The 21,637-nt window shown below is 71.1% G+C and carries 19 protein-coding genes; 9 read left to right on the top strand and 10 right to left on the bottom strand.

The features are described from left to right. Positions 1–16: 16 nt before the first annotated feature. Genes ACFWX1_RS00600 through ACFWX1_RS00590 form a run of 3 tightly spaced genes read right to left on the bottom strand, consistent with a single transcriptional unit; the run spans position 17 to position 5,173 of the window. Positions 17–2,155, bottom strand: coding sequence for an acetate--CoA ligase family protein (locus tag ACFWX1_RS00600; protein ID WP_378382671.1), 2,139 nt, complete (start codon positions 2,153–2,155; stop codon positions 17–19). Between the two features lie 13 nt (positions 2,156–2,168). After that, complete coding sequence (gene frc, locus ACFWX1_RS00595; protein WP_378382670.1) at positions 2,169–3,398, bottom strand: formyl-CoA transferase; 1,230 nt, start codon at positions 3,396–3,398, stop codon at positions 2,169–2,171. Between the two features lie 26 nt (positions 3,399–3,424). Further along, complete coding sequence (locus tag ACFWX1_RS00590; protein WP_378382669.1) at positions 3,425–5,173, bottom strand: thiamine pyrophosphate-binding protein; 1,749 nt, start codon at positions 5,171–5,173, stop codon at positions 3,425–3,427. A 283-nt stretch (positions 5,174–5,456) separates the two neighbouring features. Between ACFWX1_RS00590 and sucC the strand changes: the two genes are divergently transcribed. From sucC to ACFWX1_RS00570, 4 genes are all read left to right on the top strand, one after another. Continuing rightward, a complete protein-coding gene (sucC, locus tag ACFWX1_RS00585; protein WP_378382668.1) occupies positions 5,457–6,644 on the top strand; it encodes an ADP-forming succinate--CoA ligase subunit beta in 1,188 nt (395 codons plus the stop codon). Positions 6,645–6,647: 3 nt separating this feature from the next. Continuing rightward, positions 6,648–7,532, top strand: a complete 885-nt coding sequence (sucD, locus tag ACFWX1_RS00580; protein WP_378382667.1) for a succinate--CoA ligase subunit alpha — start codon at positions 6,648–6,650, stop codon at positions 7,530–7,532. Between the two features lie 3 nt (positions 7,533–7,535). Then, a complete protein-coding gene (locus tag ACFWX1_RS00575) occupies positions 7,536–8,396 on the top strand; it encodes a LysR family transcriptional regulator (protein WP_378382666.1) in 861 nt (286 codons plus the stop codon). A gap of 228 nt (positions 8,397–8,624) precedes the next feature. Then, complete coding sequence (locus ACFWX1_RS00570; RefSeq protein ID WP_378382665.1) at positions 8,625–9,446, top strand: Asp23/Gls24 family envelope stress response protein; 822 nt, start codon at positions 8,625–8,627, stop codon at positions 9,444–9,446. Between the two features lie 147 nt (positions 9,447–9,593). On the opposite strand, the gene ACFWX1_RS00565 is transcribed toward ACFWX1_RS00570, so the two are convergent. The 3 genes from ACFWX1_RS00565 to ACFWX1_RS00555 all read right to left on the bottom strand — a co-directional run bounded on the left by ACFWX1_RS00565 (position 9,594) and on the right by ACFWX1_RS00555 (position 13,128). Further along, the gene (locus tag ACFWX1_RS00565) at positions 9,594–10,940 is read right to left on the bottom strand and encodes an OFA family MFS transporter (RefSeq protein ID WP_378382664.1); all 1,347 of its coding nucleotides are present in this window, start codon (positions 10,938–10,940) and stop codon (positions 9,594–9,596) included. A 103-nt stretch (positions 10,941–11,043) separates the two neighbouring features. Then, positions 11,044–12,768 (bottom strand): IlvD/Edd family dehydratase, encoded by a 1,725-nt coding sequence (locus ACFWX1_RS00560; protein WP_378382663.1) that lies wholly within the window; start codon positions 12,766–12,768, stop codon positions 11,044–11,046. Between the two features lie 72 nt (positions 12,769–12,840). Continuing rightward, a complete protein-coding gene (locus tag ACFWX1_RS00555) occupies positions 12,841–13,128 on the bottom strand; it encodes a hypothetical protein (RefSeq protein WP_378382662.1) in 288 nt (95 codons plus the stop codon). A 128-nt stretch (positions 13,129–13,256) separates the two neighbouring features. On the opposite strand from ACFWX1_RS00555, the gene ACFWX1_RS00550 reads away from it, so the two are divergent. Both ACFWX1_RS00550 and ACFWX1_RS00545 read left to right on the top strand, forming a co-directional pair. After that, positions 13,257–13,970, top strand: a complete 714-nt coding sequence (locus ACFWX1_RS00550) for a TetR/AcrR family transcriptional regulator (RefSeq protein ID WP_378382661.1) — start codon at positions 13,257–13,259, stop codon at positions 13,968–13,970. 65 nt (positions 13,971–14,035) lie between these two features. After that, positions 14,036–14,854, top strand: a complete 819-nt coding sequence (locus ACFWX1_RS00545; RefSeq protein WP_378382660.1) for a maleylpyruvate isomerase family mycothiol-dependent enzyme — start codon at positions 14,036–14,038, stop codon at positions 14,852–14,854. Here ACFWX1_RS00545 and ACFWX1_RS00540 read toward each other — a convergent pair whose 3' ends face one another. After that, a complete protein-coding gene (locus tag ACFWX1_RS00540) occupies positions 14,855–15,520 on the bottom strand; it encodes a class I SAM-dependent methyltransferase (RefSeq protein WP_378382659.1) in 666 nt (221 codons plus the stop codon). 40 nt (positions 15,521–15,560) lie between these two features. Continuing rightward, on the bottom strand, positions 15,561–16,493 hold the full coding sequence (locus ACFWX1_RS00535) for an aldo/keto reductase (protein ID WP_378382658.1): 933 nt from the start codon (positions 16,491–16,493) through the stop codon (positions 15,561–15,563). 85 nt (positions 16,494–16,578) lie between these two features. Between ACFWX1_RS00535 and ACFWX1_RS00530 the strand changes: the two genes are divergently transcribed. From ACFWX1_RS00530 to ACFWX1_RS00520, 3 genes are all read left to right on the top strand, one after another. Then, the gene (locus tag ACFWX1_RS00530; protein ID WP_378382657.1) at positions 16,579–17,166 is read left to right on the top strand and encodes a TetR/AcrR family transcriptional regulator; all 588 of its coding nucleotides are present in this window, start codon (positions 16,579–16,581) and stop codon (positions 17,164–17,166) included. Between the two features lie 56 nt (positions 17,167–17,222). Continuing rightward, entirely contained in the window at positions 17,223–18,161 is a 939-nt protein-coding gene (locus ACFWX1_RS00525; protein WP_378382656.1) for an NADP-dependent oxidoreductase, read from the top strand. A gap of 87 nt (positions 18,162–18,248) precedes the next feature. Beyond that, entirely contained in the window at positions 18,249–19,055 is an 807-nt protein-coding gene (locus ACFWX1_RS00520; RefSeq protein ID WP_378325358.1) for a hypothetical protein, read from the top strand. A 2-nt stretch (positions 19,056–19,057) separates the two neighbouring features. Here the strand turns inward: ACFWX1_RS00520 and ACFWX1_RS00515 are convergent, their stop codons facing one another. Both ACFWX1_RS00515 and ACFWX1_RS00510 read right to left on the bottom strand, forming a co-directional pair. Then, positions 19,058–20,047, bottom strand: coding sequence for a zinc-binding alcohol dehydrogenase family protein (locus ACFWX1_RS00515; protein WP_378382741.1), 990 nt, complete (start codon positions 20,045–20,047; stop codon positions 19,058–19,060). A 140-nt stretch (positions 20,048–20,187) separates the two neighbouring features. Further along, complete coding sequence (locus tag ACFWX1_RS00510) at positions 20,188–21,624, bottom strand: PLP-dependent aminotransferase family protein (protein WP_378382655.1); 1,437 nt, start codon at positions 21,622–21,624, stop codon at positions 20,188–20,190. Between the last annotated feature and the right edge of the window lie 13 nt (positions 21,625–21,637).

The raw sequence follows: 21,637 nt of genomic DNA, 5'->3' as shown, positions 1-21,637 counted from the left end.
CCCCACGACTGCGCACTCAGCCGAGCAACCCGGCCGAACGAGCCCAGCGGTACTTCGCGCCGAGCACCGCCACCGGCTTTTCGGTGGTGTACGGGTAGGCCACGACCCCGTGCTGGTATAGGTAATCGCTGGCCTCTTCGACTTCGACGTCGCCGGAAAGCGAGGCGACGACGGGCTTTTCGATGCCCCTCTCGCGGAACTCCGCGACCACTTCGGACACCAGCTTCGCGAACACCATCGGCGGCGTGACGATGGTGTGCCAGTAGCCGAGGATCAGCGCGTGGATCCGCTCGTCCCCGAGTCCCAGCGCGATGGTGTTGCGGTAGGTCGACGGTGGCTCACCACCGGTGATGTCCACCGGGTTCCCCGCCGCGCCGAAGGGCGGGATGAACTTCCGGAACGCCGTGTCCAGATCGGACGGGATCTCCATCAGCTTCAGCCCGTTGTCCACGCAGGCGTCCGAGAGCAGCACGCCCGACCCGCCGGCGCCGGTGATGATGACGACGTTTTCGCCCTTCGGTGCCGGCAGCAGCGGGATACCCCGCGCGTACTCCAGCATGTCGTTCAGGCCCGGTGCGCGGATCACCCCGCTCTGGCGCAGGATGTCGTCGTAGACCTTGTCGTTCCCGGCGAGCGCGCCGGTGTGCGAGCTGGCGGCCTTGGCGCCCTGCGAGGTCCGGCCCGCCTTGAGCACCACGACCGGCTTCCGCGCCGAGACCCGCTTGGCCGTCTCCGCGAACGACCGGCCGTCCTTGAGGTCTTCGAGGTGCATCGCGATGAGCTCGGTGTTCTCGTCGTGCTCGAAGAAGGTCAGCAGATCGTCCTCGTCGATGTCGGCTTTGTTGCCCACGCCGACGATCGACGACACGCCCATCTTCGCCGACCGGCTGAACCCGAGGATCGCCATCCCGATTCCGCCGCTCTGCGAGGAAAGTGCGACACCGCCCTTGACGTCATAGGGCGTGCAGAACGTCGCGGACAGATTCTCCGGTGTGTAGTAGTAGCCGTAGATGTTCGGGCCGAGGACGCGCACACCGTGCTTGCGCGCGATCGCCAGTACCTCGTTCTGCAGTTCGATGTTGCCGGTCTCGCCGAACCCGGACGGGATCAGGATCGCCCCGGCGACCCCCTTGCGCCCGGCCTCTTCCAGCGCGGCGGGCACGAACCTGGCCGGGATGGCGAACACCGCTACGTCCACATCGGACGGTACGTCGGCGATGCTCGGGTAGGCCTTGCGATCCAGGATCTCCGGAGCCTTGGGGTTGATCGGGAAGATCTCCCCCGCGTAGCCGCCGTCGACCAGGTTCTTCATCACCGAGTTGCCGATCTTCCCGGTCTCGGCGGACGCCCCGATCACCGCGATCGACGTCGGCTTCATGATGCGGTTCATCGCGGAGAGGATCTCCTCCTGCGAGAACCGCAGCGGCTCCTTCGCCGCGTCCGGGTCGACCAGGATCCGGACGTCCACCGCGGTGGCCCCGTCCGGTGTGGCCAGCACCGGGTTCAGGTCGACCTCGGCCAGTTGCGGGAAGTCGGTGACCAGCTCGCCGAGAGCGCGGATCACCCCGGCGAGCGCGTCGCGGTCGACTGGCTCCGCAGCGCGCACACCCCGCAGCACCTCGGCCGCCGCGATCCCGTCGATCATCGAAAGCGCTTCCCCGGCCGAGGTCGGCGCGAGCCGGAACGTGACGTCCTTGAGCACTTCGACCAGTACGCCGCCCAAGCCGAACGCGACGACCTTGCCGAACGTCGGATCGGTGACCGAGCCGATGATCACCTCCTGCCCGGTGATGAGCATCTGCTGTACCTGGACGCCGGCGATCCGCGCGTCCGCCCGGTATGCCTTGGCGTTCGCGATGATCCGCGCGTAGCCCTCGGCCACCTTCTCGGCGGTGTCGAGGCCGACGAGCACACCGCCGGCGTCGGTCTTGTGCAGGATGTCCGGCGACACGATCTTGAGCACGACCGGCAGGCCGATTTCCCGTGCCTGCGCGACGGCTTCGTCCGCGCTCGCCGCGAGCCGTTCCTGCGGGGTCGGGATGCCGTAGGCCTCGCAGACCTGCCTGCCTTCGGGCGCCGTCAGCGACGTGCGCCCTTCCGCCGCTACGGCTTCGAGGATCTTCTCGACCGCGGCGCGGTCCTTACCGCTTGCCATCTGCCAGTCTCCTTTAGATCACGCCTGCGGTACGGAGTTCTTCGAGTTGTTCGGGGCTGTAGCCGAGTTCGCCGAGGATCTGGTCGTTGTGCTCGCCCAGCAACGGGGAACGGCCGATCTCGACCGGCGAGTCGGACAGCTTCAGCGGGCAGCCGACGGTCTTGTAGGTGCCGCGTTCCGGATGCGGGACCTCCACGACGGTGCCGAGCTCGGCCAGGGTCTCGTCCTCGGCCAGTTCCCTGGTGGACAGGATCGGGCCGCACGGGACGTTGCAGGCGTTGAGCTTCTCCATCACTTCCCACTTGGAGTGCCGCGAGGTCCAGTCCTCGATCAGCGCGAACGCCTTGTCCAGTTTGGACAGCCGGGCCTCCGGCGTCGCCCATTCCGGGTCCTCGGCCAGTTCCGGTTTGCCGATCAGCTCGGTGATCGGCTTCCACCCGACCGGCTGGATGATGACGTAGATGTAGTCGTTCGGCCCGCCGGGCGCGCAGCGCACCGCCCAGCCCGGCTGCCCGCCGCCCGAGGCGTTGCCCGACCGCGGCACCTCGTCGCCGAAGTTCTCGTTCGGGTACTCGTTGAGCGGCCCGTGCGCGAGCCGCTGCTGGTCGCGCAGCTTGACCCGGCACAGGTTCAGCACGGCGTCCTGCATGGCGACCTGGACGCGCTGCCCGCGCCCGGTGCGGGTGCGCTGGTACAGCGCGGCGAGGATGCCCGCCACCAGGTGCATCCCGGTCCCCGAATCGCCGATCTGCGCGCCGGTCGCGGTCGGCGGGCCCTCCTCGAACCCGGTGGTGCTCATCGCGCCGCCCATCGCCTGCGCGATCACCTCGTAGGCCTTGAAATCGGCGTACCGGCCGGGCCCGAACCCCTTGATCGAGGCGTAGACCAGCCGCGGGTTGAGCTCCTCCAGCCGCTCCCACGAGAAGCCGAACCGGTCCACGACGCCGGGGCCGAAGTTCTCCACCAGGACGTCCACTTGGGACACCAGCTCGCTGAACAGCTTCTTGCCCTGCTCGCTCTTCATGTTGAGCGTGATGCTGCGCTTGTTGCCGTTGAGCATCGTGAAGTAGAGACTGTCCACTCCGGGCAGATCACGCAGCTGGCCGCGGGTGATGTCGCCCCGGCCGGGGGTTTCCAGTTTGATGACGTCCGCGCCGAGCCAGGCCAGCATCTGCGTCGCCGACGGACCCGACTGCACATGCGTCATGTCCAGGACACGAATACCCTCAAGTGCTTTTCCCATGGGATTTCCTCCACTCGCGAGCCGGGTCACTTGTACATCGTCTGGTTCATGGTTCCGGGCGCGTACACGTCGGGATCGACCCAGACGTTGATCAGCGAGGGCTTCCCGGACTCCCGCGCCCGCCGCAGCGCCGGGGCGATGTCCTGGGGGTCACGGACTTCTTCGCCGTAACCGCCGAGCATCCGCGCGAACTCGTCGTAGCGGACGTCACCGAGCGTGTTGCCGACACGCTCGCGAGGCAGGCCGTACTTCGCGGCCTGGCCGTAGCGGATCTGGTTCATCGACGAGTTGTTGCCGACGATGCCGACGAACGGCAGGTCGAACCGCACCAGCGTCTCGAAGTCCCAGCCGGTGAGGCTGAACGCGCCGTCGCCGAAGAGCGCCACGACCTCCTTGTCCGGGCGGGCGTGCTTGGCCGCCAGCACGAACGGGATCCCGACGCCGAGTGTCCCCAGTGGACCGGGGTCCATCCAGTGGCCCGGCGACTTCGGCTGCACGACCTGCCCGGAGAAGGTGACGATGTCGCCGCCGTCGCCGATGTAGATCGAGTCCTCGGTGAGGAACTCGTTGATCTCGTGCACCAGCCGGTACGGGTGGATCGGGTTGGCGTCGGAGTGCTGCAGCGGCAGGCGCTTCTGGTACGCCTTTTCCTCCACGGCCCGCAGCTCTTCGAGCCACGGCTTGCGCGACACCGCGCCGTTGTCCCGGCGCGAAGCGGCCTCGGCGACGGCGGCCAGCACCTGCCCGGCGTCGCCGACGATGCCCAGGTCGATGTCGCGGTTCTTGCCGACGGTCCGGTAGTCCAGGTCGATCTGCACCACGGTCGCGTCGGGGGAAAGCCGCTTGCCGTAACCCATCCGGAAGTCGAACGGCGTTCCGACGATGACGATGACGTCGGCTTCGGTGAAGGCGTAGCGGCGGGAGAGCTGGAAGTGGTGCGGATCGCCCGGCGGCAGCGTGCCGCGGCCGGCGCCGTTCATGTACGCCGGGATGTTGAGCGTGCGCACCAGGTCGGTCGCCTGCTCGGTGGCCCGGGTGCTCCAGACCTGGCTGCCGAGCAGGATCGCGGGCTTCTTCGCGTTCACCAGCAGGTCCGCGAGCTTCTCGACGTCGGCGGGGTCTCCGGCGTTGCGCGTGGACGCTCGGTAGTGGCCCGCGGTGGGAATCCGCGCCTGGTCCAGCGGCACCGACGCGTCCAGCACGTCGCGGGGAATCTCCAGAAAGGACGGTCCGGGCGCGCCGTGGAAGCATTCGCGGAACGCCATCGAGACCAGGTCGGCCGCGCGGGCCGTGTGCGGCACGGTGGCGGCGAACTTCGTGATCGGCGTCATCATGTCCACGTGGGGCAGGTCCTGCAGCGACCCCATCTTGTGCTGGGTCAGCGCGCCCTGGCCGCCGATCAGCAGCATCGGGCTCTCCGCCCGCAACGCGTTCGCGACCCCGGTCACCGCGTCGGTCGTACCGGGACCGGCCGTGACGACCGCGCACCCCGGACGGCCGGTGATCCGCGCGTACCCGTCCGCGGCGTGTGCCGCGACCTGCTCGTGCCGGACGTCGATGACCTCGATGCCCTCGTCGACACAGCCGTCGTAGATGTCGATGATGTGCCCGCCGCACAGGGTGAAGATCGTGTCCACGCCCTCCGCCTTGAGCGCCTTCGCCACCAGGTGCCCGCCGGAGATCGTCTCCGGTGCCTGCTCGCCGCCGCTGCCTCCGCTCGGCGTGGTCCGCGCCGCCCCTTCGCCCGCCGTCGTTCCGGTCGTTGCTGGCGCCATGTCCGCTCCTCTTGTCTCACGCCGGACCTCTCTGATCCGTGCGCTCGCTGTCGGTCTCCCTGCCCGCCCCGGGCGAGTCCTCCGAGGTCAGGGCCACCTTCACGGCAGACTGTAGATTGCATACCGTATGAGGTAGCCATATACTGACTCTCCGAACGGCTCGCTGTCCAGCGGTGATTCACCGGGGTTAAGCCCCGGAGCCCGGAGCGCGACGAGCCGGTCCGCCGTGCCCGGACCACGGCCACCGCGGGTGCCGGACGGCCCCGCAGGAAGGACTTCCCCCATGGATCTGTTCGAGCATCAGGCGCGCGAACTCTTCGCCCGGCATTCCGTGCCGGTCCCCCGCGGCGAGGTCGCCGTCAGCCCCGGCCAGGCCCGGCGCGCCGCCGCGGCGATCGGCGGGCCGGTCGTGGTCAAGGCTCAGGTCAAGACCGGCGGGCGCGGCAAGGCGGGCGGGGTGAAACCGGCCACTACGGCCGACGACGCGGAGCAGCTCGCCGACGACATCCTCGGCATGGACATCAAGGGCCACACCGTCCACAAGGTCCTCGTCACCGAGGCGAGCGAGATCGCGGAGGAGTACTACGTCTCGTTCCTCCTCGATCGCGCCGAACGCACGTTTCTCGCGATGGCCTCGGTCGAGGGCGGAATGGAGATCGAAGAGGTCGCCGCCACGAAACCCGGGGCGCTGGCGAAGATCCCGGTCGATCCGCGCACCGGTGTCGGCCATGCCGAGGCCGCCGAGATCGTCGCGGCGGCCCGCTTTCCGGCAGAGATCGCCGCGCAGGCCGCAGACGTGCTCGTCCGGCTGTGGGCGGTCTTCGCCACCGAAGACGCCACGCTGGTCGAGGTGAACCCGCTCGCCCGCACCCGCGACGGGAGGATCGTCGCGCTGGACGGCAAGATCACGCTCGACGACAACGCCACCTTCCGGCATCCCGGCCACGCGGAGCTGGCCGATCCCGCCGCGGGCGATCCGCTCGAACGGCAGGCGCGGGAAAAGGGGCTCAACTACGTCAAGCTGGACGGCGACATCGGCGTCATCGGCAACGGCGCCGGGCTCGTCATGTCCACTTTGGACGTCGTCGCGGCGGCGGCCGCCGAGGCCGGGGCCATCGGGCCGGCCGACTTCCTCGACATCGGCGGCGGCGCGTCGGCCGAGGTGATGGCCGCCGGGCTCGGCGTGATCCTCGGGGACCCGGACGTGCGCAGCGTGTTCGTCAACGTCTTCGGCGGCATCACCGCCTGCGACGCGGTGGCGTCCGGGATCGTGCGGGCGCTGGAGATCCTGGGCGGCGAGGCGGCCAAGCCGCTCGTCGTCCGGCTGGACGGCAACAACGTCGCCGAGGGCAGGCGGATCCTCGCCGCCGCGGCGCATCCCCTGATCACCGTGGTCGGCACGATGGACAACGCCGCCCGCGAAGCGGCGAAACTCGCGGCCGTCCCCGCCGCGGCGAACGCGGAGGTGTGAGGCATGGCGATCTTCCTCGACAAGACCAGCCGGATCGTGGTGTCCGGGATGACCGGCGCCGAAGGCACCAAGCACACCGGCCGGATGCTCGCCGCGGGCAGCACGGTCGTCGGCGGGGTCAACCCGCGCAAGGCGGGACAGCGCGCCGAGATCGGCGACCTCTCGCTCCCGGTGTTCGGCTCGATCGGCGAATCGGTCGACAAGGCGGGCGCCGACGTCGCGGTGTTGTTCGTTCCGCCGCCGTTCGTCAAGGACGCGGTGATCGAAGCTGTCGACGCCGGAATCCCGCTCGCGGTCGTCATCACCGAAGGCGTCCCGGTCCACGACGCCGCGGCCTTCTGGGCCCAGGCGACCGCGAAGGGCGGCCAGACTCGCATCATCGGCCCGAACTGCCCCGGCGTGATCTCCCCCGGCAAGTCGAACGCGGGCATCATCCCCGCCGACATCACCGGCCCCGGCCGGATCGGCCTGGTCTCGAAATCGGGCACGCTGACCTATCAGCTCATGCACGAGCTGTCCGGTATCGGGTTCTCGACCTGCGTCGGCATCGGCGGCGACCCGGTCATCGGCACCACGCACATCGACGCGCTGGAGGCCTTCGAACAGGACCCCGAGACCGAGCTGATCGTGCTCATCGGCGAAATCGGCGGCGACGCCGAGGAGCGCGCCGCCGCGTACGTTGCCGAGCACGTCACCAAACCCGTAGTCGGCTACGTCGCCGGATTCACCGCGCCCGAGGGGAAGACCATGGGCCACGCGGGCGCGATCGTCTCCGGTTCGTCCGGGACGGCCGCGGCGAAGCAGGCTGCGCTCGAAGCGGCCGGCATCCGCGTGGGCCGCACCCCCAGCGAAACCGCCGCCCTGGCACGGGAAATCCTCGCCGGGTGACGCATGGATCTGCGGCAGATGGAGATCGCCGTCGCCGTCGCCGAGGAAGGCGGATTCACCGCCGCGGCGCAGCGGCTGCGCACCGTCCAGTCCACCGTGTCCACCACGGTCCGGGCGCTCGAACGGGACCTCGGGACTCCGCTGTTCGAGCGCACCACCCACCGGGTCGCGCTCACGCCCGCCGGAGAAGCCTTCCTCCCCGCGGCTCGCGCGGCGCTGCGGGCCGCCGACGAGGCGCGGGCGACCGTCGATCTCAGCCGCTGGCGGCTACGGGGCGAAGCCACGATCGGCACGATGCCGGGCCTCGGCTCCCGGCTCCACCGCGCCCTCGCCGGACTGCGCCGCCACCACCCCGGCATCGACGTCCGCGTCCGGCAGGCACCGGCCGGGGAGCTCTGCCAGGCGATTCGGGAGTCCACTGTGGACCTCGCGATCGCGGTACTGGACAAGCGGCAGCGGTACGGCCTGGTCACCCGGCTGCTCGCCGACGAGGACATGGTGCTGGTGACGTCGCCGGCGGCGAGCCCGCCGCAACCCGGCCCGGTGACCCTCGGCGAGGCGGCCGGTCTGTCCCTTGTGGACTTCCCGCCCGGCTGGGCGATCCGCGAGTCGGTCGATCACGCCTTCCGCGCCGCGCTGCTGGACCGCGCGGTGACCGTCGAGGTCGACGACCTCACCGCGGCGGCCGAGCTGGTCAGGCACGGTCTCGGCGGATGCGTCCTGCCCGAGTCGATCGCCGCGTGGTTCCCCGATCTCGTGGTGCGCCGCTTCGCGGAGCACGCGCCGAATTGGCGCGTGCAGCTGGCCCGCCCCGGCGGCGACGTCTCCCCCGTCGTCGCCGCCGTCCTCCGCGGGCTCGGCTGACGGCGCGTCGCCGGGGCGCCTGGTGAATCCAGGGCGAACATCTCGCGAAGGCTCGGCGACGGCCGAGGTGCGCCGAACCGTCCGGAGCCCGGGTCTCGGCCGGAGTATTCGTTGGGACACAAGAAGATTTCAAACCCCGGGGCACGCGATCCGGATCATGGACCTACCCCTATCATGGCGCCCGCTGCTCGCCTCCTCCCAAGTCGTCGCTCCCGAAAAGGGGACCCCATGTCCGACGTCATCAACAGCATCTTCGGCCGCTCCAAGAACGAGACATCCGGTGAGTACGGTGTCACTTCCGCCGCCGATCAGCCCGCCACCACCCCGGAAACCGTTGACAGCCCGGTGATCGAGGCCGAGCCGGTGGTCCCGGCCGACGGCGCCGCCGAGACCGAGGAGGTCGCCACCTCGACCGCCGACGAGGACGAGGCGGCCGAGGCCGCTCCGGCCGAGGACACCGTCACCGAGCCCGGCGAAACAGAGCCTGGGAACGGCGACGCTGAGGACGACGACACTGACGACGACACCGAAGACGACGAGCCCGAAGACGACGAGGCCTTCGTCGAGGAGGAGACCACCGACGAGGACTCCGACGAAGCGACCACGGACGCAGACGAGGACGACGCGACCACGGAGGAAGGCGAAGAGGAAACCGAATCCGACGACGCGCCGGTGGCTGCCACTTCCGAGGCGGTCGAAGAGGAAACCGGCGAAGCGGACGTGGAGCCGGACACCCCCGAGACCCGGCCCGCCGCGGGAGTTCGCGGCAGCACGACCGTCGGCGACGACGTCGTGGCCCAGCTCGTCACCATGCTGACCCGCAAGACCGAGGGCGTGCACGAGCTCGCCGCCGAAGGCGTATCGGCCGGGCTCGACGGTGAGGTGGCCACGATCGCGGTCCGCGTGGTGGTCGAGTTCGGGCACGCGGTCAAGACGCTGGCCGAGCGGATCCGGATCAGCGTGATCGAAGCCGTCGAAGAGTTCCTCGGCCTGGATGTCGCGGCGGTGGACGTCCACGTCGCCGGTATCCACCTGCCGGACGCTTCCTGACCGAAACCGGCGAGGTGCCCGGTCCCCGCACCGGGCACCTCGCCCGCCGGCGGGTCGGGGCGGGACGCTCCGGTCGCGAGCAGGTGTTCCCACTGTCCACAGTGGACCCCGCAGAGTACCGGACAACGAGCACGTCCGGCATTCTCGTCACGCGGCGGGCAGCAACGACTTCGGACGTCCGGGCTGCGCGACGCGTCCGGTGAGCACCGCGCCGGCCAGGCTCAGGATTCCCGCAGCGGCGAACGCGCCGAAGTAGCCGTGCGAGGTCACCACGAACGCGGCGAGCCCGATCCCGAGCACCGCGCCGACGGCCTTCGCGGCGTACAGCACCCCGAAGTTCTGCAAAGCGGATTCTTCTCCGAAGTACTCCCGGACCAGGCCGACCAGCAGCGTGTAGCAGCACCCGTTGCCGAGCCCGGCGAGCGCCACACCGGCCAGAAGTCCCGCCGCGCCACGGTGTTCCCCGGAGTAGAACAACACGAACTGCGCCACACCGCCCGTCGCGAGCGCGAGCCGGAGGATGCGCCGCCTGCCCAGCCGGTCCGAGAGCCAGCCCAGTAGCACCCGGCCGCCACCGGTGACCAGCGCGAGGACGGCGAGGGCGAACGCGGCCAGTACCGGGCCGCCGCCCCGCGCGGCGACGAACGTCGCGAGGTAACCGAGGTCGAACAGCAGGACGGCGGCGGCGAGCGCGACGGTGAGATAAAGCGGGAGCGCCTTCCGGCAGCGAAGCACCTCGCCCGGCCGGAAGTGCCGGAGTGCCGGGCGATTCGCCGTGACACTCCGGTTGTGCGCCTTGTCCAGCGCCCACTCCCGCGGGTCCGGCCGCTCCGGCCACCAGTGTTCCGGCGGGTAGCGCAGCAGCAGACCGGAGCCGGTGATCACCATCAGCACCAGCGCCGCGGTCACGTCGAGCAGCACTGCGCGGCTGTCCACCGAGAGCACGTATCCGGCGATCAGGACGAACGGCACGCTCCCGAAGGCGAAGGCGCCGCTGACCACGCCGACCCGCGCGGCGGTGCGCTCGGGGAACCACCGCAGCACCGCGCCGACACAGGTCGCGTAGACCAGGCCGGTGCCGATCCCGCCCGCCACGGAATAGCCGAGGAACAGCGCGGCCAGACTGCTCGCGTGGCCAAGCGTGACGAGTCCGGCGGCGCACAGCACGCCGCCGAGGACGACCGCCGCGGCAGGGCTCACCATCTGCCGGTCCCGCAGCCACGCCACCGGGAACGCCACGCTCGACTGGCACACCGCCCACAGCCCGAACGCCAGGATCACCTCGGTGAACGTCCAGCCGTGGGCCCGCGTCAGCACCGGGGCGATGGCGCCGAAGCCGTATTGCTGAACCCCGGCGGCGAACATCGCGGCGGCGGCCAGCCAGCCCATCCAGATCCGCGACCGGCCGAGCAGGGCACGATCGCTCTCGCCGATCCGGTACCGCCGCCCGTAGACGTCGAGGAGTTCGCGAACCGGGGGCTGGGACATGGCCATCACTTCCCCTCCACGGAGGTCCTGCACTGAATGTTGTATACAGTATGAAGTCGTCTGGTTATAGCACCCGGGCCAGTGCCCTGTCCACAGCCGTCGCGACTGCTCAGTGCGAGTGACGGCCGACGGCGTCCCCGCTGCTCCCGGCCAGAAAGTCCAGGTCCGCGCCCTCGTCGGCCTGCTGCACGTGGTCGAGGTAGAGCCGGACCCAGCCGCGTTCGGCGGCGGGCGGCGGAGGCTCCCATTCCGCGCGCCGCCGCGCGAGTTCCTCATCGCCGACTTCGAGATCCAGCCTGCGCGCCCCGGCGTCGAGGGAGATCCAGTCACCGGTCCGGACCAGCGCCAGCGGTCCGCCGATCGCCGCTTCGGGCGCGGTGTGCAGCACGCAGGTGCCGTAGCCGGTGCCGCTCATCCGCGCGTCGGAAATCCGGACCATGTCGTCGATCCCGGCCTCGAGCAGCACCCGCGGCATCGGCATGTTCCCGACCTCGGGGAAACCCGGGTAGCCACGCGGGCCCGCGTTACGGACCACCAGCACGGTGGTGCCGTCCACCGGCAGGTCCGGGTCCTCGCACACCGCGACGTAGTCCTCGATGCGGTCGAACACCAGCGCCTGCCCGCGATGCCGGAGCAGCCGCGGGGACGCGGCGGAGACCTTGAGCACCGCGCCGCGCGGGCAAAGGCTGCCGCGCAGGACCACCGTGCCGGACCCGGCGGGCCGGAACGGTTCCTCCCGGGTCCGGATGACCTCGTCGTTCCAGCAGCGCGCGCCTTCGACGTTCTCGCCGAGACTGCGCCCGGTCACGGTCGGCGCGTCGGCGTGCAGCAGGTCCCGCAGCCGGTCGAGCACGGCCGGAAGCCCGCCCGCGTAAGCGAAATCCTCCATCAGGAAACGGCCGGACGGCATCAGGTCGACGAGCACCGGGACGTCGCGGGCGAGCGCGTCGAAGTCGTCGAGAGTGAGTTCGACGCCGAGCCGCCGTGCCAGCGCGAGCAGGTGCACGACGGCGTTGGTCGAACCGCCCAGCGCCGCGTTCACCCGGATCGCGTTCTCGAACGCCGCGCGCGTCAGGATCGCGGCCGGGCGGAGGTCCTCGGTCACGAGCCCGACCGCGCGGCGTCCGGTGGCCTGGGCGAGCGCGAACCGGCGGGAGTCGACCGCCGGGATGGCCGCGGCGCCGGTGAGCTGCATGCCCAGCGCCTCGGCGAGGCACGCCATCGTCGACGCGGTCCCCATCGTCATGCAGTGTCCCCGGCTGCGAGACATGCACGACTCGGCCTCGGCGAGGTCGGCACCGCTCATCCGGCCTGCCCGCGCCTCCTCGTGGAAGCGCCAGACGTCGGTGCCCGACCCGATGTCCGCGCCGTGGAACTTCCCGTTCAGCATCGGGCCGCCGGTCAGCATGATCGTCGGCAGGCCGACGCTCGCGGCGCCCATGAGCTGGGCGGGCGTCGTCTTGTCACAGCCGGAAAGCAGCACGACGCCGTCGAGCGGGTTGGCCCGGATGGTCTCCTCGACCTCCATCGCCATCAGGTTCCGGAACAACATCGTGGTGGGCCGCATCAGCGGCTCGCCGAGCGACATCGTGGGGAATTCGAGCGGCAGCCCGCCCGCCTCCCACACCCCGCGTTTGACCGCTTCGGCCAGTTCGCGCAGATGGGCGTTGCACGGGGTCAGCTCGGACCAGCTGTTCGCGATGCCGATCACCGGCCGGCCGTCGAAGACGTCGTCGGCGAAACCCTGATTGCGCATCCAGGACCGGTGGATGAACCCGTTGCGCCCTTCCGCGGCAAACCACTGGGCACTGCGCGGCGACGTCGGCGACGGCACTGTCGTTCTCCTCCCGCAGGGAACACCGCCGCCAGTCAACCACGAAGATCGGCGCCGGGACAGCGCCGCCGGTCAGGCCTGGCTGCTGTCCCGGGAACCCTTGCGCGCCAACGCCTTCTTGTGCCCGGAGTCCAGCGCCGCGACGATCGCGAACGCGACGGCCGCGATGACGCCCGCCACCACGTAACACCACGGCGCGGGCAGGTAGTTGGCCGCCGACATCACCGACGGCTCCTTGTCGGTGAACAGCCGGAAGACGATCGCCATCACGCCTTCCCAGAATCCGGCGAGACCCACCACCACCATGCCGAGCCGGTACCAGCCCTCGTCCATTTCGCCCGCTCCCCTGTTGTCGATCACTACGTTACGAACGTATCATCCGGATAGCGCGAATTCCGGAGTAGAAGCAGGTGCAAGTGCCTTTACGTCACACAATTTCCGTCACGAATTCCCGATCTTCACGTGACGAAAAGCGGCAGCGCTGCCCGGTGTGCCGGACCCCGCTGCCGGCGGCGGAGCGCGGCAGGCCGCCCACGTACTGCTCCCGCGCCTGCCAGGCCAAGGCGTACCGGCAGCGCAAGAACCCACCCGTCCCGGAGCCGCCGGAACGGGCCACCCACTCGCCCCGGCGGCGTCAGATCGCCGAAGCGGTGTGGCGCATCGCCGCCGAACGAGGACTGGAAGCGGCGAGCATGCGCGAGATCGCCGCCGAGGCAGGCGTTTCCCTCCGCGTTGTCCAGTACCACTTCGAGAGCAAACACCAGCTTCTCGTGTCGGCGCTGGAAATGCTGCACGAAGAGAACAACGCCCGCGGCGGCGAACGGGTCGGCACCGAGCCGCTCGGCCCGCGTGCCCTGCTGGCCGCCGTCCTCGACGAGTTCCTGCCCCTGGACGAACAACGCCGGACAGCGTTGCGCGTCCTCAGCGCCTACTTCGCCCGCAGCCTCACCGATCCCGCGCTGGCGGCGGTGTTCCTGCACAACCAGCATCCGCTGGAGGACCTCGTCACCGAACTCGTCCGGCAGGGGCAACGGAGCGGACTGGCCGATCGCGGGCTCGACCCCGGCTACGAGGCGGATCTGCTGGTGTCCGGCGTCATCGGGCTGGGGATCGACATCCTGCACGAACGGCGGAGTGCCGAGGAGGTCCGGCACGTGATCGGCTACCACCTCGACCGGATCTTCCCGGCCGCCCGGCCTTAGCGTCCACAATGGACGCAGGCGGAAAACGAATGGCGCCGATCCGGCCCGGCCGGTTCACTGTGATCATGACCGTTCTGGACACCCGGCCGCTGTACCCGCTCGAACGGCAGGCGCTGCTCGGCCTGCTGGCCTCGCTCGACGCGGCCGACTGGGCGAAGCCGACCGTGTGTCCCGGCTGGGACGTGCACGACGTCACCGCGCACATCCTCAACGACTACCTGCGGCGCATCTCCGGCAGCCGCGACGGCCACCCCGGCGCGGTGTTCGCCGACGACGAGACACTGCCCGCGTATCTGGCCCGCACCAACGAGGAATTCGTCCGCGCCGCGCGGCAGTGCAGCCCGCGGACGATGATCGATCTGCTCGCCCATCTCGGCCCGCAGCTCGACGCCGTCTGGGCGGACACCGACCTCACCGGCCCGGCCCAGCTCGACGTGTCGTGGGCGGGCCCCGGCGAGAGCCCGGCCTGGCTCGACATCGCCCGTGACTACACGGAGTTCTGGGTGCACCAGCAGCAGATCCGCGACGCCGTGTCCCGCCCCGGTGCCGACGAGCCCGCGCTGCTGCACCCCGTCCTCGCCGCGTTCGCGCACGCGCTTCCCCACGCGCTGCGCGATCAGGACCGGCAGGCGGGCACCACGGTCCTGGTCGAGATCACCGGGCCTGCGGGCGGCCGGTGGGTATGCCTGCGCGACGACACCGCGTGGCGGCTGGCCGAGACGAACGACGGCGAGCCCGCCGCGACCGTGGTCATGGACCAGGACACGGCATGGCGGCTCGCCACCCGGGGCATCACGGTCGCCGAAGCACGGCGTCGTGCCGAACTGCGCGGCGACGCCGAACTGACGACGGCCGCGACGACGTGGCTGGCGATCGTGGCTTAGCTAGATTCGCTCGATCCTCGCCAGCCAGGCCGGTGGGCCGTCCGGATCGAACCGTGTCTTGATCCGCTCCGGCTCGATCGTCGTGACGCGCCAACCGGCGTCCCCGCCGAACGCCGCTGTCAGCTCTTCCCTGCCGACGGGATGCGGGCCGCGGCTCTCGGCCGGGCCGGCGTCGCTGAAGCACAGCACATACAGGGTCGCACCGGGCTCGGTCACCGACGCCAGGCTCGCCACGTAGTCCCGCCGCTCGCCGGCGTCGCAGGCGTGGAAGAGGCCGCAGTCCAGCACTGTCCCGAACACCCGGCCCAGCCGGTCCAACCGGAAGGCGTCGGCCGCCACGAACTCGGCCCCGAGACCGCGGGCCCCGGCCTTCTCCCGGGCGATCGCCAGCGCGGTTTCGGCCACGTCGACGCCCAGAACCGGCAAGCCGAGGGAGGCGATGTGCAGGGCGTTTTCGCCAGTGCCGCAGCCCGCGTCGAGAACCGCGCCGGTGAAGACCCCTTCGGCGGCCAGGCGCACGATCGCCGGTTGCGGCTCGCCGACGTCCCAGGGCGCCGGGCCGTCGTGATACGAGGCGTCCCAGGGCTGACCCGCCTGCCGCTCATGACTCGTCGGTTCCCGGCCGCCGAACGGATCCTCGGCGGGAATTCCTGGTCGCTCGGACATCGTCCCATCGTCGCACGGCCGTCCACTGAGGACACGAGGGTCAGCCGAGCAGCACGTCCGACGAGCGCGACGGGACGACGTCCAGCGATGCGAGCGTGGCGTCGTCGAACCGGATCGCACCCGCCGCGAGGTTCGCCTCGAGGTGACCGGCGTCCGCCGTGCCCGGGATGAGGAGCACGTTCGGGGCGTGGTGCAGCAGCCAGGCGAGTCCGATCTGGGCGGCAGTGACGTCGAGAGACCGCGCCGTGGCGAGAACCGCGAGCTCGTCAGTCACCTTCGGGACGCCGGGGAACGCGCCGCCGAGCGGGAAGAACGGCACCCACGCGATTCCCTCGGCGACACACAGCCGCAGCATCTCCTCGTCCTCACGCGTGACCAGGCTGTAACAGTTCTGCACGCAGGCGATGCTCGCCGGAAGCGCGCGACGCAGCACGTCGAGGGTCACCGCGCTCAGCCCGATCGCGCCGATCTTGCCCTCGTCCCGCAGCGCCGTCAGCACGGCGAGCTGGTCGTCGACGTCGACGACCTGGTCGCCCTCGGCGAGCAGCCCCGGCCTGGTGTCGAGACGGCGCAGGTTGACGACCGGGATCCGGTCCACGCCAAGGCTTGCGAGGTTCGCCTCGACACTGGCTCGAAGCTGTTCGGGCCGCTGGGCGGGACGCAACGGAATGGGCCCGCCGGGGTGGGGATCGGCACCGACCTTGCTCACGACCACGACGCCGTCCTCGGGGCGGATCGCCTCCCGGATGAGCCCGTTGACCAGGCCGTCGCCGTAGAACTCGGCGGTGTCGACGTGATCGACGCCGAGTTCGACCGCGCGGCGCAGGAGCGCGACGGCGGCCGCGCGGTCGCCGCGCAGGCGTTCGAGCTGCATCGCGCCGTAGCCGACGCGGGAGACGACGTGGCCGCTCAGCAGGCCCGCGCCACCGGGGCGTGCGGCGCCAGTCGCGGTGACCTCGGGGGAAGAAGACATGGACGCTCCGTCCTTCGTGCGAGAATGACCAAAGCGGAGGACCCTCCGCTCAGTCGACGGTAACACAACCGGAGGTACCTCCGCTTTGACTCCGCCCGAACCGCCGGACGCCGGCCGGCCCGTCCGCGCCGACGCGCGGCGCAACCGCGAGAAGCTCATCGCAGTCGCCCGTGCCGCCTTCACCGCGGCCGACGACTCCGTTCCGCTGGAGGGCATCGCCCGCGACGCCGGTGTCGGGATCGGCACGCTCTACCGCCACTTCCCCACTCGCGAAGCCCTCGTCGAAGCCGTGTACGCCGCCGAACTCGACGACGTCGTCACGAGCGCCTCCGCACTGCTCGACCAGCACCCGCCCGAAGACGCCCTCCGCGCGTGGATGGACCGGTACGCCGAGTTCAGCGCGGCCAAGCGCGGGATGATCGCGACGCTCCGCACCGGCTGGGGCTTGTCCGGCCCGCCGACGCCGACGACCCGGGAACGCATCACCGGGGCGATCGGGAAGATCCTCGCGGCCGGGGTGCGCACCGGCGTTTTCCGCGCGGACGCCGAACCCGACGACGTCACGGCCATGCTGCTCGGCGTGTTCCTCTCCACGTCAGCCACCAACACGCCGGAGCAGATACGACGGCTTCTCGACCTCGTCGTAGACGCGGTCCGCCCGCGAGCGGAATAGCCGGGACGCCTCCGTTGTCGTCGTTGAAGACGAACGCCGACGAAAGCTGGGGACGAATGAAGGCAATCGCGGTCACGCGCTACGGCGGGCCAGAGGTGTTGCGGGTACTCGACCTCCCGGAGCCGCATGCCGGTCCGGGCGAGGTCCGCGTCCGGGTGCGGGCCGCGGCGGTCAATCCCGCCGACATCGTGCTGCGCGAGGGCGGACTCGCCGAGCGGTTCGAGTTCGCGCCGCCGTACGTGCCGGGCATGGACGTCGCGGGAGTACTCGACGAGATCGGCGAAGGAGTCACGACGCCGATCGCGCTCGGGGAGCGAGTCATCGCCGTCGTTGTCCCGATAGGCGAACGTCGCGGCAGCTACGCGGAGTACGTGGTGGTACCGGCCGAATCGGTCGTCCGCGCACCGTCCGAAGTGGACGATGTGGCGGCGTCGACGCTGTTGATGAACGCGCTCACCGCACGCCAGGCGGTCGACGTGCTGAAACCGGCGCCGGGACGGACCGTCGCGGTGACCGGGGCCGCCGGAGCGGTCGGCGGGTACGTGATCCCGTTGGCCAAGGAGGCGGGCCTCCGGGTGATCGCGGTGGCCGCCCCCGCCGACGAACCGCTCGTACGCGAGTTCGGCGCGGACGAGGTCGTCGCACGCGGGGACGACCTGGCGGCGCGCATCCGCGAGGTGGTGCCCGGCGGCGTGGACGGGGTGGTCGACGCGGCGCTGATCGGGCCGTCGATCCTGCCCGCGATCCGCGACGGCGGGGTACTGGCCGTGGTCCGGCCGTTCGAGGGTGAGCCGGAACGCGGGATCACCGTGCACCGGGTCCGGGTGAGCGACGACGTCCGGTCCACCGCCGCCCTCGAGCGGCTCCGTGACCTGGCCGAACAAGGCGTGCTGCGGCTCCGCGTGGCACGGACCTATCGGCCGGAGGAAGCCGCCGAGGCCCATCGGGCCTTCGAACGTGGCGGGCTGCGCGGCCGTCTCGTCTTCGAGTTCTGACGGCGCGCCGGACCGTCCACTCCGGACTGATCGAGCGGGGTGCGGGGCGGGTTGGCACCGGCGGAGCCGCCCGGTCTACCGTGGTGTGTGGACAGCGCCGCCCTCCGGATCACCGCCCGCACCCCGGCCGAATCGAGCGCCGCGGGCACCTGGTTCCAGCACACCATCGTCGATTCCCACCGGCTCCAGCTGCTCTGCTTCTTCGTCAGCATGGTGCTGGCGTTCGGGTTCATCCGGCTCTCGGTCCGGCTCATCCGCGCGAACGTGCGGTGGTGGCCGAAGAACATCACCCCGGGCGGCCTGCACCTGCACCATGTCGTGTTCGGGGTCGTCTTCATGCTGATCGGCGGCGTCGCCGGGTACGCGATCCCGGACGAATCGACGGTCTGGCGCGCGGTCATGGCGGGGCTGTTCGGCGTCGGCTCGGCGCTGGTGCTCGACGAGTTCGCGCTGATCCTGCACCTCAAGGACGTCTACTGGTCGGAGAAGGGCCGGGTCTCGGTCGACGCCGTGTTCGTCGCGATCGCGCTGGCCGGGCTGCTGCTGCTCGGGTTCCGGCCGGGCGTGGTGGACATCTTCGTCGAGATCGGCCCCGAAGAGGGCAACCTGACCAGGACGCTGGTCATCGCCGGTGACCTCGGGCTGGCCATCGTGACCCTGCTGAAGGGCAAGATCTGGAGCGGGCTCATCGGCCTGTTCGTGCCGGTCCTGCTATTCGTCGGGGCGGTGCGGCTCGCGCGGCCGAACTCGCCGTGGGCGCGTTGGCGTTATCCCGCGTCGGGCGCGAAGGCGAAACGCGCGCTGTGGCGCGAACAGCGGCTGCGCATCCCGGTGGTCAAGGCGAAGATCTGGGTCCAGGAGCTGATCGCGGGGCGCCACGACCGGAACACCTGACGTCACAACACGAGCACCGCCGCACCGGTGACCCGGCCACCGGCGAGATCCGCTAGCGCCCGGTCGGCATGCGCGAGCGGATACGGCGTCGTGCTGACCCGCAGCCGGTGCCCGGCGGCGAAGCGCAGGAAGTCCCGCGCGTCCTGCCGCGTATTGGCCGTGACACTGCGGATTTCCCGCTCCTGGAACAGATGCCGCTGGTAGTCGAGCCGCGGGATGTCCGAAAGGTGGATCCCGGCGATCGACAGCACTCCCCCGCGATCGAGCGCCGCGAGCGCGGGCGGCACGAGGTCACCGGCCGGGGCGAACAGGATCGCCGCGTCCAGTGGTTCGGGCGGAGTGTCCGCCGCGCCTTGTGCCGAGGCCACGCCGAGATCGCGGGCGAGGTCCTGCGCGCGAGGACTGCGCGTCATGACGTGCACCCGCGCGCCGCGGGCGAGCGCCACCTGCGCGGCGAGGTGCGCGCTCCCGCCGAAGCCGTAGATCCCGAGCCGCCCGCCTTCGGGCAGCCCGGCACGTTCCAGCGCCCGGTAGCCGATGATGCCCGCGCACAGCAGCGGGGCGAGTTCGACGTCGAAATACCCGTCGGGCAGCCGATGTGCGTACGCGGCGGGCACCACGCAGTACTCGGCGTATCCGCCGTCGGCGTCCCAACCGGTGTACACCGAGTCCGGGCACAGGTTTTCCGCGCCCCGCAGGCAAAACCGGCAGGTACCACAGGTTCCCCGCAGCCACGCCACGCCGACCCGGTCCCCCACCGCGAAGCCCGCCGAAGCATGCACCACCTGGCCCACGACCTCGTGTCCCGGTACGACGCCCTGGCGGTGCACGGGCAGGTCACCCTCGGCCACGTGCAGATCCGTCCGGCAGACGCCGCTGGCCAGGACCCGCACCAGCAGTTCGCCCTCGCCCGGCACGGGGACGGGCTCGCGGGTCCGCACCAGCGGCCCGGACGCCATCGGCCCCGGCCGGTCCACGCGCCACGCGGTCATGTCCGCCATTCCGGCATTATCGCCCCTCGGCCCGCGTCGGCTCGCGTACCGGGACAGTCGGTCGGCGTACCCCGAGAGTCGGACGGTGAACCGACCGTCCGGGTACGCGAGCCGACTCGCTGGGTACGCGAGCCGGCGTGCTAGGACGGCGGGCGGGTGGCGGCGACGTCGCGGCTGTGGTCCTCCCAGGCCACGGCGAGGCGGTCCACCGCGGTCTCGAGGGTGTGCGGGGATTCCGCGAGCGAAAGCCGGACACCGGCGAAGTGCCGCCGGTCGACGCAGCACGCGGCGCCCGGGGTGACCAGCACGCCGTACCGGGCCGCCCGGTGCGCGTAGGTTTCGCTGTCCGCCAACGGCAATCGCGCGTACAGCGACAGTCCCGCCGCCGGTGGCTCGACCGCCCAGGCGGGCAGCCGCTGCCGGATCGCGTTCACCAGCAGATCCCGGCGTGCCGCCAGCGCGGCGCGCAACTGTCCGTGCCAAGCGTCGTCGACGGCCTCCAGCAACCGGGCGGCGAACAACTGTCCCGGGACGCCCGGCGCGAGGTCGTTGGCCGAACGCAGGCGCAGCAGGTGCCCGCGCAACGCCGCGGGTGCGCGGATCCAGCCGATCCGCAGACCCGCCCAGAACATCTTCGACAGCGAGCCGATCGCGACCACGGAGTCGTCGGACGCGGCGAGCGGCGGCACCGGTTCGGCGTCCTCGTCCAGGGTGAGACCCGCTTGGGCGAGATCCTCGACGAGGAGACCATCACTGGAACGGGCCGCGGCGAGCAACGGCTCGCGCCGCGACCGCGCGAGCACCGCGCCGGTCGGATTGTGCCCACCCGGATCGACGTAGATCACCGGGGCGGCGAGGCGGCCCGCCGCGCGGCGCACCGCGTTGACGTCGATCCCGAGCGAGTCCACGCCAACGCCGAGCAGCCTGCCGCCCCGGCCCGCGAGCGCCCCGGCGAGCCCGGGATAAGTGGGGCACGCGGTGATGACGGTCCGGTCCGGGGAAACCGCCGCGGCGGCCACGAGCGTCAGCGCGTGTTGCGCCCCCGACGTCACGATGAGCTGATCGGCGGTGGTGGGCAGGCCGAGCCGCCGGGTCAGGTGCGCGGCCAGCGCGGCCCGGAGCACCGGCAGTCCCGCCGGGTGCAGGCCGTGGCCCCGCCACTCCGCCGGGTCGGCGGCGGCGACCTCGGGCAGGTGTTCGGTGCCGGCGGGGACGGACAGCGAAAGGTCGATCGTCTCGCGGTCCTCGTCCAGTCTTCGTTGCAGCAGCGCGGAAGCCGGGCTCTGCTTCGGCGTCTGGGTCCACGCCGGGCGCGCGCGGACGTAGGTTCCCGCGCCCTGTCTGCGCTCGACCAGCCCGGCGTCGGCGAGTTCGTCGAAACAGCGGACCACCGTGCCCCGGCTCAGCCCGAGGCCCTCGGCGAGGATCCGTTCGGCGGGCAGCCGGTCGCCCGCGGACAGCAGCCCGCGTTCGATCGCGGCCGCGACGCCCTCGGCCACCCGGCGATAGCGCGGACCCGGCCGGGCGGCCCAGCCGTCGAGCGCGACACGCACCCACCACCCCAGATCCTGGTCCATTTTCTCAGATTGG

Origin of the sequence: Amycolatopsis sp. NPDC059021, from assembly GCF_042739895.1 — a bacterium.
GTDB lineage: Bacteria > Actinomycetota > Actinomycetes > Mycobacteriales > Pseudonocardiaceae > Amycolatopsis.
Note: the sequence above shows the minus strand (reverse complement) of the source record. Positions and strands in the feature narration are given on the sequence as shown.

Coding starts and splice junctions, on each gene's coding strand:
- ACFWX1_RS00600 (WP_378382671.1), bottom strand. CDS start 2,155: ATGGCAAGCGGTAAGGACCGCGCCGCGGTCGAGAAGATCCTCGAAGCC.
- frc (WP_378382670.1), bottom strand. CDS start 3,398: ATGGGAAAAGCACTTGAGGGTATTCGTGTCCTGGACATGACGCATGTG.
- ACFWX1_RS00590 (WP_378382669.1), bottom strand. CDS start 5,173: ATGGCGCCAGCAACGACCGGAACGACGGCGGGCGAAGGGGCGGCGCGG.
- sucC (WP_378382668.1), top strand. CDS start 5,457: ATGGATCTGTTCGAGCATCAGGCGCGCGAACTCTTCGCCCGGCATTCC.
- sucD (WP_378382667.1), top strand. CDS start 6,648: ATGGCGATCTTCCTCGACAAGACCAGCCGGATCGTGGTGTCCGGGATG.
- ACFWX1_RS00575 (WP_378382666.1), top strand. CDS start 7,536: ATGGATCTGCGGCAGATGGAGATCGCCGTCGCCGTCGCCGAGGAAGGC.
- ACFWX1_RS00570 (WP_378382665.1), top strand. CDS start 8,625: ATGTCCGACGTCATCAACAGCATCTTCGGCCGCTCCAAGAACGAGACA.
- ACFWX1_RS00565 (WP_378382664.1), bottom strand. CDS start 10,940: ATGGCCATGTCCCAGCCCCCGGTTCGCGAACTCCTCGACGTCTACGGG.
- ACFWX1_RS00545 (WP_378382660.1), top strand. CDS start 14,036: ATGACCGTTCTGGACACCCGGCCGCTGTACCCGCTCGAACGGCAGGCG.
- ACFWX1_RS00540 (WP_378382659.1), bottom strand. CDS start 15,520: ATGTCCGAGCGACCAGGAATTCCCGCCGAGGATCCGTTCGGCGGCCGG.
- ACFWX1_RS00535 (WP_378382658.1), bottom strand. CDS start 16,493: ATGTCTTCTTCCCCCGAGGTCACCGCGACTGGCGCCGCACGCCCCGGT.
- ACFWX1_RS00525 (WP_378382656.1), top strand. CDS start 17,223: ATGAAGGCAATCGCGGTCACGCGCTACGGCGGGCCAGAGGTGTTGCGG.
- ACFWX1_RS00515 (WP_378382741.1), bottom strand. CDS start 20,047: ATGACCGCGTGGCGCGTGGACCGGCCGGGGCCGATGGCGTCCGGGCCG.
- ACFWX1_RS00510 (WP_378382655.1), bottom strand. CDS start 21,624: ATGGACCAGGATCTGGGGTGGTGGGTGCGTGTCGCGCTCGACGGCTGG.